Source organism: Streptococcus suis (assembly GCF_016775005.1).
GTDB lineage: Bacteria > Bacillota > Bacilli > Lactobacillales > Streptococcaceae > Streptococcus > Streptococcus suivaginalis.
Map to the genome: position 1 here is coordinate 37871 of NZ_JAEUXI010000004.1, position 14394 is coordinate 52264.

Consider the following 14394-nt stretch of genomic DNA (forward strand, 5'->3'; position numbering starts at 1 on the left):
AAATGCTTGTAAAAACGATGGGTTTGTTTACGGTGTTCAGCTGGAAGTAAGTAAATTCAATCCTCAAATTCTATTTCAGGGATAGCAGCTTGGATTTCTTCCTGGCTAATACTGCCTTGACGGAGAATTCTAGCTTTTGGTCCTGAAAGATCTAAGATGGTTGAATCAATTCCAGTCAAGGCCTTGTCATCGGCTATCCCTTCCAATTTTTCGGAGAATTGTGATAGAAGTTTAGTAAACTCCTTACCACTTTCTTGTCCTGAAACATTAGCTGATGGTCCAATTAAGGGACCCGTTTCTGCAATCAAACGTAAAGTTTTTTCGTGCTTTGGAAGACGAAATCCAACGGTATCCAGACCAGAATTAACCCAAAAAGGAACCTTTTTGTTCGCTTTCAGGATAATCGTTAGTGGTCCTGGCATAAACCTATTATACAGTTTCTCCAGAAAATGGGGTGGATTTTGACTGAAAAAATAGATATCGTTCAGATTTGAGACATTTAAGTTCATTGCCTTGTCCCTAGGGCGCTGTTTCAACTGATAGACACGATTGACCGCCTCTTCATTTAAGGCTTGAGCAAAGAGTCCGTAGACTGTCTCAGTCGGCAAAACCACGGCTCCACCATTTTCAAGGATTGTTCGGAGTTTATCCATTGTCATCCGCGACGACCTTTCTATCCTGTCCAAATTGGTCTTTGAGGACTCGAATTCGCTTTTTGGGGAAATGCAGAGCGAGTAAGTCAGTTAGGTCTTGCCCTTGCTTGTAGCCAATTTCAAAGTAGAGTTTCCCATCCTCTTTCAAAAAAGCCCCTGCTTGCTCCGCAATTTGTCTATAGATAGCCAGACCATCTTCTTCCGCAAATAAGGCTAGATGTGGCTCAGAAGTCAATACATTGAGTCCAACTTCATCTGTGTCACCTGGTGAGATGTAGGGCGGATTGGAAACAATGATGTCAAATTGCCCTGTCACTGCTTGCAAGACATCCGATTCTAGAAAGTGAACAGAGACTTGGTTGGTTCTTGCATTTTCCTGAGCCACTGCTAGGGCATCCTTTGAAATATCAACCGCAACCACTTCCCAATCAGGTCTAGCTTTTGCAAGGGAAATAGCTATGGCACCGCTTCCTGTACCGATGTCTAAGATACGCAAACCTGCTCTACTATTTTCCTGCAAAATCAAATCAACTAATTCTTCCGTTTCAGGTCTTGGAATCAAGACTCGCTCATCCACCGCAAACTCCAAGCCATGAAAATCAGCCTTGCCGATAATGTACTGGGCAGGTCGGTGTTGGGAAAGTTGCTGAAAAATCGCATCAATCTCTTCTTTGTCAGTCGGTGTGACTTCCTGACGGAGCAGGAGGAGAAATTCCGTAAAGTTCAGTCCCTTTAAGCCACGAAAGGTGAAGGACAGGGATTCTGCCTCTTCACCGATTGCGACTAATTGTTCTTCGTATGCTGCAAATAATTGAGCGTAATTCATTATTTGTTAAGCTCTTCTAGTTTTTGCGTCTGATCGTAAAGTACAAGAGCATCTACGACTTCGTCCATCTTACCTGACAAGATAGTATCCAGCTTTTGCAAGGTCAAGCCGATACGGTGGTCTGTCACACGGTTTTGTGGGAAGTTGTAAGTACGGATACGCTCTGAACGGTCACCAGTACCAATGGTTGATTTACGCTCTGCATCCTGCTCATCTTGGGCAATCTGTGCAAAGTGGTCTGCAACACGGGCACGGATGATCTTCATGGCCTTTTCACGGTTTTTCTGCTGGGTCCGTTCTTCCTGCATCTCTACTTTAATGTTGGTTGGCAAGTGAACGATACGCACGGCAGTTGCAACCTTGTTGACGTTCTGTCCACCAGCACCAGATGCGTGGTAAATATCGACACGAAGATCTTTTGGATCGATGTCGTATTCCACTTCTTCCACTTCTGGCATGATGAGAACGGTTGCTGTTGAGGTGTGGACACGACCTTGGCTTTCTGTCACAGGGACACGTTGGACACGGTGAGCTCCTGATTCATACTTGAGTTTTGAATAAACGGATTGACCAGAGACCATGGCCACCACTTCCTTGATACCACCGACACCATTATAAGAAGCCTCCATGACTTCAAATCGCCAACCTTGACCTTCTGCATACTTTTGGTACATGGTCAAAAGGTCGCCAGCGAAGAGGGCGGCTTCATCACCACCTGCGGCACCACGGATTTCCAAGATGATGTTTTTGTCATCATTAGGGTCTTTTGGTAAAAGAAGGATTTTGAGCTTTTCTTCGTAAGCCTCTTTATCAGCCTTAGCTTGTTTGAGTTCTTCCTTAGCCATTTCCTCCAAATCAGCATCTCCAGAAGATTCTTTAATCATCTCTTCTGCATCGACAATGTTTTGAAGTACAGTCTTATATTCGCGGTAGGCTGTTACTGTATCACGAGTTGCAGCTTCTTCCTTAGACAACTCCATAAAACGCTTGGTATCGCTGACCACATCAGGGTCAGACAACAATTCACCAAGTTCCTCGTAGCGATCTTCCACCGCTTGTAATTGATCGTAGATGTTCATAATTATAAGATATTAAGGGCGTTAAACGAACAAAGCAAAAATAGGAGTTTTGATGAAGGACGAAAGCGTCCTAGGAAAAACTATCTTTTTTGCACAGTTCGTAGCCCGTATTCAGTTCCTTTCTAAATATTTGACCGAACACACTTCTAGTTAGCTTGTAGGGCGTGTTCATTTCCTTTCTGTAATATGTAGGTCATGAAACAGGCACAGTTCGTAGCCTGTATTCAATTCCTTTCTAAATATTTGACCGAACACACTTCCGGTTAGCTTGTAGGGCGTGTTCAGTTCCATTAAGATATTAATGCCGTTAAGCGACTCAAAGGAAATTAGGAATTCTGTCGCAGAAACATTGGTTTCTAGGCAGAATTATCTATTTCCACAGAGTCGTAGGCATATTCAGTTCTGTTCTAATTGTCACAGGAATCAGCTAGAACTGGCACAGTTCCTAGCCCGTATGCAATTATTCCAAAATCGTGTCTTCAACAATCGATTTATAACCTTGGGTTACAATTCAATCTCCGGTGAAAAGTAATGTTTGCGGCAAACTGGAATGTAGGTTTCATTTCCACCGATTTGAATCTGGGCACCTTCATAGGTTGGCTTGCCGTCTTGTGTTCGCAACACCATAGTCGCTTTTTTGGAACAATACTGGCAGATTGTTTTAATCTCATCCAATTTATCAGCCAAAAGCAACAAATGTTTAGAGCCTTCAAAAAGCTCATTGCGGAAATCATTTTTCAAACCAAACGCCATGACTGGTACACCTAGTTCATCCACCACTCGTGCCAAGTCATAGACATGATGACGGCGGAGAAATTGCGCTTCATCAATCAAGACACAATAGGGACGTGGCTCCATCTTTTCGATATAGCCAAAAATATCCATCTCATCGTCAATGGCCACAGCCTCTCTTCTCATACCGATACGGCTGGAAACAACGCCAAAGGCATCACGAGTGTCCAAGGCAGAGGTCATGATGACAACAGGCTTGCCTTGCTCTTCGTAGTTATGGGCTACTTTAAGAATTTCAATGGTTTTTCCAGAATTCATCGTCCCATATTTATAGTATAATTGAGCCACTTTTCACTTTCCAATCTTAAAATTTCACTCCTTCCATTTTATCATAATTTGACCATTTAGGAAACAGAAAAACAAGCTCGTTTTGAGCTTGTTTGATATTAAGACCAGGGTAATGATAAGAAATTTCCGACACACTCAAAAATGATTTTTGCTGCCTTTGGTTTCCACTTATAGAGCATGACACATCCATAGATTAAGCTGAGGAAGGAAAAGGTGATTAATAAAGGTCCTTCCCATATAGTTTGGTAAAAAACAGTTATCACTAGATACAAAAATAATACAGCCAGTAAGAAGGATAAAATCATACGATATTTATAGGCCATGAGTAATCCCTCCTTATAAGGATAGTATAACAAATGATGTGAGCGCTGACAACGCATTTTCCTATTCGCAACCAATCCCGTCACCATCTCGGTCCAGATGGGGCGCATAACCAGGATCACCGATTCGAACTGGCGCTGCTCCTGCATTTCGAGCAGCTGTACAGTTTTTATAATAAACACTTTGAGAAGGGGCTTGGGCAAACTGTTGAATCTGGCTAGCTTGTTGACTTGCTACTGCGGCTTGTTTAGCCTCCTCAGCAAGTCTAGCTTCTTCCTTTTTGCGGGCTTCTTCAGCAATTGCTTTTTCCGCAGAATAATAGCGAATTGTCACCTTGCTTTCTTTCTTAAATACCGTTTCGGTAGTCTCAGATAGGACTTGGCCATCTATCGTAATAGAAGATAGAGTATCGTGTCTGGAAATATCAGCTGTTTCTTCTTTTTCAAGTTGAATTTTTGAAAAACCAGCTTCTTCCAGTTGCTTTTTGACATCGGAACCTTTTGCAGCTGGTGCTATAGTTGGTAGTTTGGCAAAGCTAGATGAGTCAGAAAAACGTAGTTTGACCAGACTGTTATTTTTGAGAACCAGTTCTGCTTGGTTTTCGAAATCATAGTCAATACCATCTAAGGTAATAGAGAGAATTTGACCATGCTTTGAAAGATCCTTCTCTTCCACGCCTTCAAACTGAAGATTGTTGAATCCTGCATCTTTGAGAATTTTCTCCGCGTCCTTTTTTTGTTGTTTTAATTGCAGAGTTTTAGGAACAACTTTATTGTCTTCACTGACATCATAATAGCGTATAAAGACAGGCAAAGAACTGGAATAAAAATAGTCTGAGTTATAGGTATAATTACCGATTGTAATGGATTCCACCAAGTCAATCTTTTCTTCATTTCCATTTTTTGGAAGTAAGATGGCTTCAAGCTCCAAATCTGTAAACCCTTCGTTTTTAAAAGTTTGTTCAATTTGCTGGACTTTTTTGTCAAATGAAATGGCTATTTCTTTGGCATCGCCTTTGGCGACATGGTAAAAAATGGTAATCGGAGTAGATTTAAAAACAGTCCCCTCTTGCCAGATGGTATCTTCACTAACAACCCTATCGACAACTTCACTCTCAAAATATTGCCCGTATTCTAAATCTGGCATTTCTATTTTCTGAATGTTTGTGAAACCAGCATCTTCATACAGTTGAATAGCAGACTCAATCTGTTGACCATAGACTAGATCTCTCTTTGGCAATTCTGCAAAAAAGAAGGCATTTCCAGCCATAGCTGTGACAGCAACTGCTCCTATGCCTAGACCGGTTTTCTTATTGACTACTTTTTTCAACAAGCTTTTTTTCTGAGTATATCTAAATTCTTGTTCCATATAACCACCTCTGTTACATTAATATTATAACTTAAAAAAGTCCTAGACGCTATCCTTTCTACCATTTTTTTGAATTCCATGTTATACTATGCTTATCTTATTCAAAGGAGTAACTTATGCCATTTGTACGAATTGATTTATTTGAAGGACGCACGGAAGAACAAAAAATTGCTCTGGCGCGTGAAGTGACCGAAGTTGTATCTCGTAATACCAACGCACCCAAAGAAGCAATCCATGTTTTTATCAATGATATGCCTGAAGGAACCTACTACCCACAAGGCGAAATGAAACGAAAATAAGAAAATCCAGAAAGAAATTTCTGGATTTTTAGTTTGTTAAGATGGTATCTAAGTTGGATGGTAATTCAAGGGTGTATTGGTAAGGTTTCATCAAAAATGTTTTTTGATTTTTTTCATACAAATAGTAAGTCTCTTCCTCCACTTCCAACACCAGCAGTCGGTCAGGATTACTTGGCTGATCAGTTGCACTGGCATTATTGAAGAAATAGGGTTTGGTAGATTCCAACTGAAGCAAAAAGAGCTGGGCATCTTTTCCAGATAGTTCCTTAACAAGCTGGTTATTTTCTGTCAAGACAAGAGATTGGGAATTGGGTAGATCAACCGACCATTTGACTTGGCTAAAAATCAGCAGGGTTACAAGAATGATGAGACATAAATAGAAAGTGAATGATTTTTTCATAAACCAGACTCCTTTTGAATCCATTTTAATCGTAAGCTAAGACTAATACCGCAACAGAAAATACCGGTTATCAGACCAATCCAAAAAGCTTTTGGACCAAGTTTTAGCCAGGCATCTAGGAACCAAGCAAGGGGAAAGGTGATGGACCAGTAAGAGACCAATCCTAAAACGAAAGGAACGCTAGTATCCTTGTAGCCACGCAGGATTCCTTGAATAGGTGCCGTGAAGGCATCTGCTAATTGGAAAAAGAGAGCAAAAGTGAGGAAATTAGCCGTTAACTGGATAAAGTCCGCTTCTTGACCATAGAGGCTGGCCACCCATTGACGATTGAAATACAAAAAGGACAGGGTTAAACAAGCGAACATCAAGGCAGTCAACCGTCCAATCCGAGTATAGGAACGCACCGATTCACCATCACTTGCACCGATTTCATACGAAATGACAATCGGCAATGTCATAGACACACTCAAAGGAAAGGCATAGAGCAAAGTCGCAAAATTCATGGCTGCCTGGTGAGCAGCAATGGTCAAAGATGAATAGTTTGACATGTAAAGACCGACAACTGCAAAAATCGCAACTTCTGCAAAAACTTGTAAACCAATCGGTAAGCCAATACTCAGGCCTTCTTTAATCCATTTTTTATGGATAGGCGTCCATTTCCAAATCGAAAATGATTGAATGGTCGAGTGAAACTTGGTCACTAAGAGAATGATGATCAATAGACACCAGTAAGCAAGACTTGTACCCAGACCAGCACCTGCTCCACCGAGGGCTGGAAGCCCCATTTTCCCATAAATCAACAAATAGTTAAAAAGAGAATTCAAAGGCACCAGCAGCAACATTAGGTACATGGACAGTTTTGTAAGGCCTATGCTATCAAAAAAAGAGCGACAGATACTGAACAACAGAAAGGGAGGCAGTCCAAATGCCATGTAAAAAAGATAGGTCTCTGCTACCTGTCTAACTGCTGTTTCTAGTTGCAGATTGGCTAAAAACGGCCGAGCCAAAAAGAGCAGACAGGTTAAGAAGAAAATGGACAGCCCAATTCCGATATAAACAAAGGAATGAAAAATCGTCCGAACCTTTTCCTTATCTCCCTTACCCAATTCTTGCCCAACCATAGGAATCAGGGCAGAGACAATTCCGGTTAAGAAGGAAAAAAGTGGATTCCAAAGACTGGTTGCCATAGAAACACCTGCTAAATCGGTCGTGCTAAAACGGCCCGTCATCATGGTGTCTATAAATGAGGCAGAAAAATTTGCAAATTGATAGATTAAGATTGGAATAAAGAGTTTGAGAAAGAGGCCCCAACGCTCTCTAGTATTGCCAGTTTTATACATAATATCTCCTTATTTTATCGTTTCTATTGTAACAAGCCTAGAAAAAAAGTGCAAATCAAAGACGGACTCTTTTGGGTCCGTCTTCACCTATATTAAATAGAATCACCATTCCAGATTGAATTTTTCACGATGACATAGTCCACGTGTTTCAAGCTGGTAATATCACGACCACCTGCATAGGAAATAGAGGATTGCAAGTCCTGTTCCATTTCTACTAGAGTGTCTTTCAAGTGTCCCTTAGCTGGCAAGAGAATTTTCTTTCCTTCAACGTTTTTGTAGGCACCTTTTTGATATTCAGATGCGGAACCGTAGTATTCCTTGAACTGTTTGCCATCCACTTCTACCGTTTTACCTGGACTCTCGATATGACCTGCAAAGAGCGAGCCAATCATGACCATGCTAGCGCCGAAACGGATCGATTTGGCAATATCTCCGTGGGTACGAATACCGCCATCCGCAATAATTGGCTTACGAGCAGCTTTTGAACACCAACGAAGGGCAGCCAGCTGCCAACCGCCAGTACCAAAACCAGTCTTGACCTTGGTAATACATACCTTACCAGGCCCAATACCAACTTTTGTTGCATCTGCACCAGCATTTTCTAGTTCACGAACTGCTTCTGGAGTACCGACATTACCAGCAATGACAAATGTCTCAGGCAATTCTTTCTTGATATGCTTGATCATCTTAATGACACTATCAGCGTGCCCATGCGCAATATCAATGGTAATAAACTCAGGTGCGTCAGCTTTTAAACTAGAAACAAAGTCGTACTCATAGTCTTTTACACCAACCGAAATGGAGGCAATTAAACCTTGGTCATGCATGCGCTTAATGAAGGGAATTCGTCCCTCTTCGTCGAAACGGTGCATGATGTAAAAGTAGCCATCTTTCGCCAACATCTCTGCCACATCTTCATCCAAAATCGTCTGCATGTTGGCAGGGACAACTGGCAATTTAAAGCTGTATTTTCCAAGAGTTACAGATGTATCTGCCTCCGCACGGCTATTGATGATGCATTTATTAGGAATCAACTGGATATCTTCGTAGTCAAAAACAGGTGTTTCATTAAACATGGCTTTCTCCTCAGTTCGTTTTTTAATGATTTTCTACATAAGAAAGGCATATTTGTTCGCCTTTCCTAAACCAACATCTAGAATTATATCTTATTGTTTGTGTTTTGTCAATATCAAAGACTATTTGTGATGTAATATTCGTTTTTATGAAAAATATTCAAATAGAATCAAACCAAACATTCGTATAGTTTCGTTTTGATAGTATTTTTCTAGAAAAATTTAAAAAATGTTCTGATTTAGCTAGTCATTTCTTACAAGAAAACGAAAAAAATCTTCAAAAACTGAAGATTTTTAATCAAATTCATATAATTGTGGAAATTTATCACAGTCAGGATTTTTTGGATGGCAGACTTCTCGTCCAAAATAAATCATAGCCTGATGGGCTGGGAGCCACAATTCTGGTGGCAAGACTTCCATGACCCGCTTCTCAGTTTCCAAAGGAGTCGCTGACTTTTTGACAATGTCGTGGTGTTTACAAATGCGTCCCACATGGGTATCAACTGCGAAGGCAGGAATGCCAAATCCAACACTCAACACTACGTTAGCCGTTTTTCTACCAACTCCAGCCAAGGCTTCTAATTCCTCACGAGTTTGAGGTACAATGCCATCATGTCGATCCAATAACTGCTGAGCACATTCTTTCAAAAATTTGGCTTTATTACGATACAAGCCCAAACGAGAAATGTAGGGCTCGATGTCCTTTACTTCTGCTGCTGCCATAGCCTGGGGTGTTGGGAAAGCTGCAAATAAACCAGGGGTGGCCTTGTTAACGGCAGCATCCGTTGTTTGAGCAGACAAGAGCACTGCACAGACTAATTCAAAATGATTGCGGAAATCCAAACTTGGTTGGGCATCGGGATAGAGTGCGATAATTTCTTCAATAACTTTTCTAGCTCGTTTCTTTGATAATACCATGTCATACTCTTTCTAGTTTTTTACTATTATATCATGAATTCCTAGTGAGAAAGTTCCTTAGTGTTTGTATTTTCAATAGAATCTGCATGACTTGTTTTTTCAAATCCTAGAAAAAACCTAGCCAGACTTGTGACTAGGTTTCTCCAAGGAAATATTCAAATTTCTCATTGATAAACTTGATTTTATTTCATTTCTTTTTTCTTTGCAAAACTAAATCCGATGACGAACAATCCAGCAAGACCAAACAGACTCCATGAGATTGTCTGGGTTTGACCTGTCCTTGGCAATTGAGCTTTGGACTCACTTGAAAGATCTGGAGTTGCTGCCACTTTCCCAGCCCTTGGCACTACTGGTGTCTGAGGTACAGAACCTTGCTCTTTTTGGTTGGTTGGGAGAGGTTGTGGTTTAGTCTCAGGAGTCACTGGCGGACTAGTTGGTGCATCAACTGGAGCTGTTGGTTGTTTAGTCGTATTGGTCGTTACGACATCTTCAGGTGGTGTTTGAACACCTGTCGTTGGTTTTGTTGGTGTTTCAACTGGTGCTTGATTGCCGCTGTTGTTTGAACTTGCAACACCATCCAAAGCATCCTGAGCCGCTTTAAGACTTGCAAGAGCTTGATCGACCGCACTTTGTGTCGCCGTCGCATCTGCTAAGACTGCTTGAGCAGCTTCAACAGCCTGATCATAAGCTGTTTTGCGTAGGTCAGTAGCATTGAGATACTTGGCATCTGTTGCTTTCAAGACTGATGCTACTGCAACTAGATTACGCAAGTTTGTATAATCAGTTGCTTGACCGTCTAAATTAGATTTTGCCTGATTCAAGTCAGCTAATGCTTGATCGACAATTTCTTGGGTTACGTTTTCACTTGCTACTACCAATTGTGCAGCACGCAAGAGGGTATCATAGGCAACTTGTTTGGCTGGGTCTGCATTATAGTAAACAGCTTCCTTACGAACTTCATCATAGCGAGTGATTTCTGCAACCAAGGCGCTTGTGTCTGTTGCAAGACCATTTAGTGCAGCTTTAGCTGCCAAAAGATTTGCGAGCGCAGCATCTACTTCTGACTGATTGTGTTTTGCAGCAACAACTGCTTGGGCATTTGCGAGGGCTGTGTTATAGGCATCTTGTAAAGTAGTATCTGCATTGTAGTAAGCTGCTGTTTTCTCGATGCCTTCTAGCAAGGCGATATTGGATAATAAGCCTGTTTTGTTGATCAAGGTCAATGTTTTTACATTGCGTTTGTTATCAAGGACAGTTACACTCAAGTCTTCCAAAAATTCATAGCCAGTTGGAAGATTTGCTGCCAGTGTGTAAGAGCCAACAGGGACAAATTTTCCAAAGTCTGTTGTAGAGTATTTCGCATTTGGAAGTGCAATTAGTTGACCTGTTTCAGTTACCAAAGCAAGACTTGTTCCAGCTGGTAAGTTTTGGTCCACATCGACAAAAAGACTAGCTTTTTCCAACAAGTTAACGTAGAAATTCACAGCCGCAGTGCTATTTTCTTCAGAAATTGTAACCGTTACGCTAGTTTCCCCTGCCACAGTTGACCATTCTGTATCATAAAGGAAGAGGTCAAAGGTGTATGTACCAAATGGCAATTTCAGGATAGTATCATCACCTGCATAGCGAGGTAGTTCTGTCACAATTTTACCTGTTTCATCCTTGACAGAGTAAGAATAGGTAATCGGTGTTGGAGCATTGGTTGCTTGGTCTAGGAGGTTGACAGTGACCAACCCAAGATTGTTTCCAATGCTAATCAAATCCGCTACTTTTGCAGATACAAGGTTGCCAGCAAAATCTTCAACGGTGTAGTAGAATTTGGAAATATCAGCCAAGTCAAGTGGCAAGGTAAAGGTGCCATCTGCATTTTGGGCAACAAACACCTTGTTGTCTGTGACAACAACCTGACCATTTTCGTCCAGATCAATAGCCATTGTTAAACCAGCATCATTGGTTGAAAGGTAGAAAACTTGCTCTCTAAAAATGCCAGACAGACCATTTTCAACTGCTTGACGTGGATCAAACACTTGACTTGTTTCATCGTATGTTGCAGTTGTAATTACTGGCGCCTGACGGTCAATGATGACATCAAATGCCATTGTTTGAACATCTGCACCTGGAACTTCTGAATAGTAGGTTAAAACGTACTGATAGCGTCCGTCTTCTAAATCATTCCCCTCTTGGTCTGTTCCAGCCCACTCTGTCGGATAGACAATCGTTGATTTTGGATTTTTTGGATCCCCACTAAAGTAGTTTTTCTCTCCATAGTCAGGTTCACTTGTCCAAAGAGGTGTTTTACGTTCAGTATCATCTGCAGCATAAACAGAAGCTACTAATTCCGTATAGTTTCGAAGAAAGACACCTTTAAAAGCCAAGGAATCCTGGTTATTGTCTCCGTTTGGAGAAATTGCCAAATGCGGTTTCCCGTTTTCATCTAACTCAAGAACAAAATAGCCAGCTTCATTCTTAAAGGTTCCAAGTGTCTTAATGGCAAGATCTGTGCGTTCATCGGTTGAATAAATCAGTTCTGAACTACTTGTGACAAGACCTGTATAATGATGAGTGCTATCAACTGTTAATGGCTCTTCAGCAACTGGCTCAAAATAGAAACCACCTTTTCCATCTGCGATGAGGTTATAGATTGGTTCTTCAAGTACAGGAAGGTTTTGGAAAGCTCCTTTAAAGCCGACATAAGGGATGCTGACAACATCGACGCCATCAACTTGATCTGTGAAACGAACAAAGCCTTCTAGGTAGTAACCATTTGGCATTAATTGAGACAATTCTTGTGCAAAAGCACTAGCGTCCAAGGAAATAGTGACAGTAGTTGAACTATTTGCTTTTACTGTAACAGTCTGGCCTGCAGTTCTTTCCAGCAATCGCGGTGTCAAACTAAAGGAACCATTCGCTACCGTATCTGTGTTCAAATCCGTTACATAGGTAAAGCTCTTATCTTGGTCTGTGATATTGTGCAAGGTCACTTCAAAACTGAAACTATCTGCTACATTTCCAAGCGTAATACTGCTGTAGCCGTCAGTCCCTGTCAAATAGACACCATTCGAAATGGCTGCGGCCGTATCAAGAATACCTGCACCTTGCTGTCTTGGAGAAGTGTAGGCTTGAGTCTCAGTGTTGAAATGTGCTTTGGCAGTAGACATAAGCAAATGTTTGACCAAGGCTTCAATTTCCTGAGCAGACTTTTCTGGATAGGCTTGCAAGAGGTATTGTTTAACAAGAACTGCCGCACCAGCAACGTGAGGAGCCGCCATACTAGTTCCGTTCATGCTACTGTATTCATTGTCATTGATGGCTGCATAGATTGAACCACCTGGAGCCGCTAAATCAGGTTTCAACTCACCATCAGCAGACAAGCCCCAGCTTGAAAAATCAGACAAGATCCCTGCCTCTGGGTTTGGTTTCTTATCAGATTGATTGTTAAATTGAATTTGGTACTGATTCGCAGCAAGTGCTTCTCCGAATTCATATGGAATAAAGATCGATGGAATTGCAATGGCAGTATCATCAAGGGACATGCTGACATTTGCTTCTCCTGGTCTGCTGTTGTAAATAACAACACCGATTGCTCCTGCTGCTGTTGCATTGGCAATTTTTTCAGAGAAGGTGATGGAACCTCGTTTTATCAGGGCCAATTTACCAGTTAAGTCTAGTCCGTTGAAGTCATCAGCTTGACCCAAACCAGCAAAAACATAATCATATGATTTACCAATTTCGAACTTAACCGGGCTCATTTCAGGGTTGTTGAAGGAACTTTTGCCGTTGTTTAATTCTGCATTGTTTTCAAGACCGATGATATTGATGACTTGGCTGCTCACGGTTGTATTGTTATAAGATGCAACTGAAATCGCATCACGAGCAGTAGATGGGTTACCAACCAAACCATAGTCAGGATTTTCAACTGCTGGATTGGCATGTCCAGAACCAAATGTCCCGTCATTACCAGCCGCAATGACAACTGTCACACCTGCTTTTCGAGCGGCAGCAATGGCAGCATCAACAGTTGCATCCATGTTGACCACGGAACCATTTGCACCACCAAGACTGAGGTTGATACTGTCAGCACCTAATTTGACGGCATCTTCAATCGCTTTTACATAAAGTGCTGGACCTGTTGTTGACTTAAGATCAGAGAAAACACGCATGAACATCACTTGTGCTTCAGGAGCAACACCATAAATTAATTCCCCGCCATTTGGGATAGTTGGGTTTCCTGCAGCAATACTGGTTACGTGCATACCGTGTGATGTTTTATCAGCTTCTTTCAATACTGCGTTGACATCCACATAGTTGTAACCAAAGATGACTTTTTCACTAAACCATTCACCATAGTTAATGCCTGCGGCTGCTTTAGCAGCTTCTAGTTCTTCTTTTGTGCTATATTTTGCCTTGCTAGCATCTGTCAAATGCAGCACATCATGTTCGACATCCAAGCCAGAATCGATAATTGCAACGACAGTTCCTTCTCCCTTGTAGCCATTGTTCCAAACTTCAGGTACGGTGATAATGGTGTTACTGTCGATATTTTGTGGCTTTTCAGTTGACGGATTAGATACAGCAGAATCTGTTGCTGTATCAACAGAACTAGAGACTGATTCTGGAGTAACTTCATTACTTTCAGCAGTCGCAACAAGTGCTGTTGTTTCTTCAGCGGTTTCTGTTACAGCTGTTTGAACGACAGTTGTTTCAGTAGAGACAGGACTAGTTACTGTTTCTGTTGCTACTTCTTCAGCAGGAGTAACATCTGTTGAGGCGTTTGCCTCTTCAAGAACAGGTAGAGTGTTAATTTCAGTCGACTCAGTAACAGTCGTTGTTGTCCCAGTTGTAGTTTCAGTAACTGCTTGGCTCTCCGTTCCTGGTGAAAGACTAGTTACCGTTGCTTCAGATGAGGAAATTTGACCTTGTTCTGCCGCCAAAACGCTTGGCCCTCCAAACAAAAATACCGCACCCAAAAGAACGGACACAGCCCCTATTTTATATTTACGAAGTGAGAATCTCTCTTTCTTTTTCATGTAATCTCCT

General features: G+C 41.5%; 11 protein-coding genes and 1 pseudogene. 1 reads left to right on the forward strand and 11 read right to left on the reverse strand.

What is annotated here, in order from left to right:
• Positions 1–56: 56 nt before the first annotated feature.
• The 5 genes from JNG37_RS05190 to JNG37_RS05210 all read right to left on the reverse strand — a co-directional run bounded on the left by JNG37_RS05190 (position 57) and on the right by JNG37_RS05210 (position 5327).
• Positions 57–659, reverse strand: a complete 603-nt coding sequence (locus JNG37_RS05190) for an L-threonylcarbamoyladenylate synthase (RefSeq protein WP_158454922.1) — start codon at positions 657–659, stop codon at positions 57–59.
• The gene (gene prmC, locus JNG37_RS05195) at positions 646–1479 is read right to left on the reverse strand and encodes a peptide chain release factor N(5)-glutamine methyltransferase (RefSeq protein WP_158454924.1); all 834 of its coding nucleotides are present in this window, start codon (positions 1477–1479) and stop codon (positions 646–648) included. The genes JNG37_RS05190 and prmC overlap by 14 nt, the downstream gene beginning before the upstream one ends.
• Entirely contained in the window at positions 1479–2558 is a 1080-nt protein-coding gene (gene prfA, locus JNG37_RS05200; RefSeq protein ID WP_015646857.1) for a peptide chain release factor 1, read from the reverse strand. Before prfA ends, prmC begins: the two co-directional genes overlap by 1 nt.
• A gap of 504 nt (positions 2559–3062) precedes the next feature.
• Entirely contained in the window at positions 3063–3638 is a 576-nt protein-coding gene (locus JNG37_RS05205; RefSeq protein ID WP_158454926.1) for a thymidine kinase, read from the reverse strand.
• Positions 3639–4022: 384 nt separating this feature from the next.
• Positions 4023–5327, reverse strand: coding sequence for an excalibur calcium-binding domain-containing protein (locus tag JNG37_RS05210; protein WP_238336268.1), 1305 nt, complete (start codon positions 5325–5327; stop codon positions 4023–4025).
• Positions 5328–5443: 116 nt separating this feature from the next.
• Between JNG37_RS05210 and JNG37_RS05215 the strand changes: the two genes are divergently transcribed.
• Positions 5444–5626: a 4-oxalocrotonate tautomerase gene (locus JNG37_RS05215; protein WP_002934978.1), complete on the forward strand. Its 183-nt coding sequence runs from the start codon at positions 5444–5446 to the stop codon at positions 5624–5626.
• A 28-nt stretch (positions 5627–5654) separates the two neighbouring features.
• Here JNG37_RS05215 and JNG37_RS05220 read toward each other — a convergent pair whose 3' ends face one another.
• The 6 genes and pseudogenes from JNG37_RS05220 to JNG37_RS05240 form a co-directional block, all read right to left on the reverse strand.
• Positions 5655–6026, reverse strand: coding sequence for a hypothetical protein (locus JNG37_RS05220; protein ID WP_187321594.1), 372 nt, complete (start codon positions 6024–6026; stop codon positions 5655–5657).
• Positions 6023–7366 (reverse strand): MATE family efflux transporter, encoded by a 1344-nt coding sequence (locus JNG37_RS05225; protein WP_158454932.1) that lies wholly within the window; start codon positions 7364–7366, stop codon positions 6023–6025. The genes JNG37_RS05220 and JNG37_RS05225 overlap by 4 nt, the downstream gene beginning before the upstream one ends.
• 92 nt (positions 7367–7458) lie before the next feature.
• Positions 7459–8442 (reverse strand): GMP reductase, encoded by a 984-nt coding sequence (gene guaC / locus JNG37_RS05230; protein ID WP_158454934.1) that lies wholly within the window; start codon positions 8440–8442, stop codon positions 7459–7461.
• Between the two features lie 291 nt (positions 8443–8733).
• A complete protein-coding gene (gene nth / locus JNG37_RS05235; protein ID WP_158454936.1) occupies positions 8734–9357 on the reverse strand; it encodes an endonuclease III in 624 nt (207 codons plus the stop codon).
• Positions 9358–9539: 182 nt separating this feature from the next.
• Positions 9540–9779 carry an LPXTG cell wall anchor domain-containing protein gene (locus JNG37_RS10075; protein ID WP_449276437.1) on the reverse strand — a complete coding sequence of 80 codons (240 nt, stop codon included), beginning with the start codon at positions 9777–9779 and terminating at the stop codon, positions 9540–9542.
• A 131-nt stretch (positions 9780–9910) separates the two neighbouring features.
• Positions 9911–14384, reverse strand: a pseudogene (locus JNG37_RS05240) (S8 family serine peptidase); the annotation flags it as partial.
• Between the last annotated feature and the right edge of the window lie 10 nt (positions 14385–14394).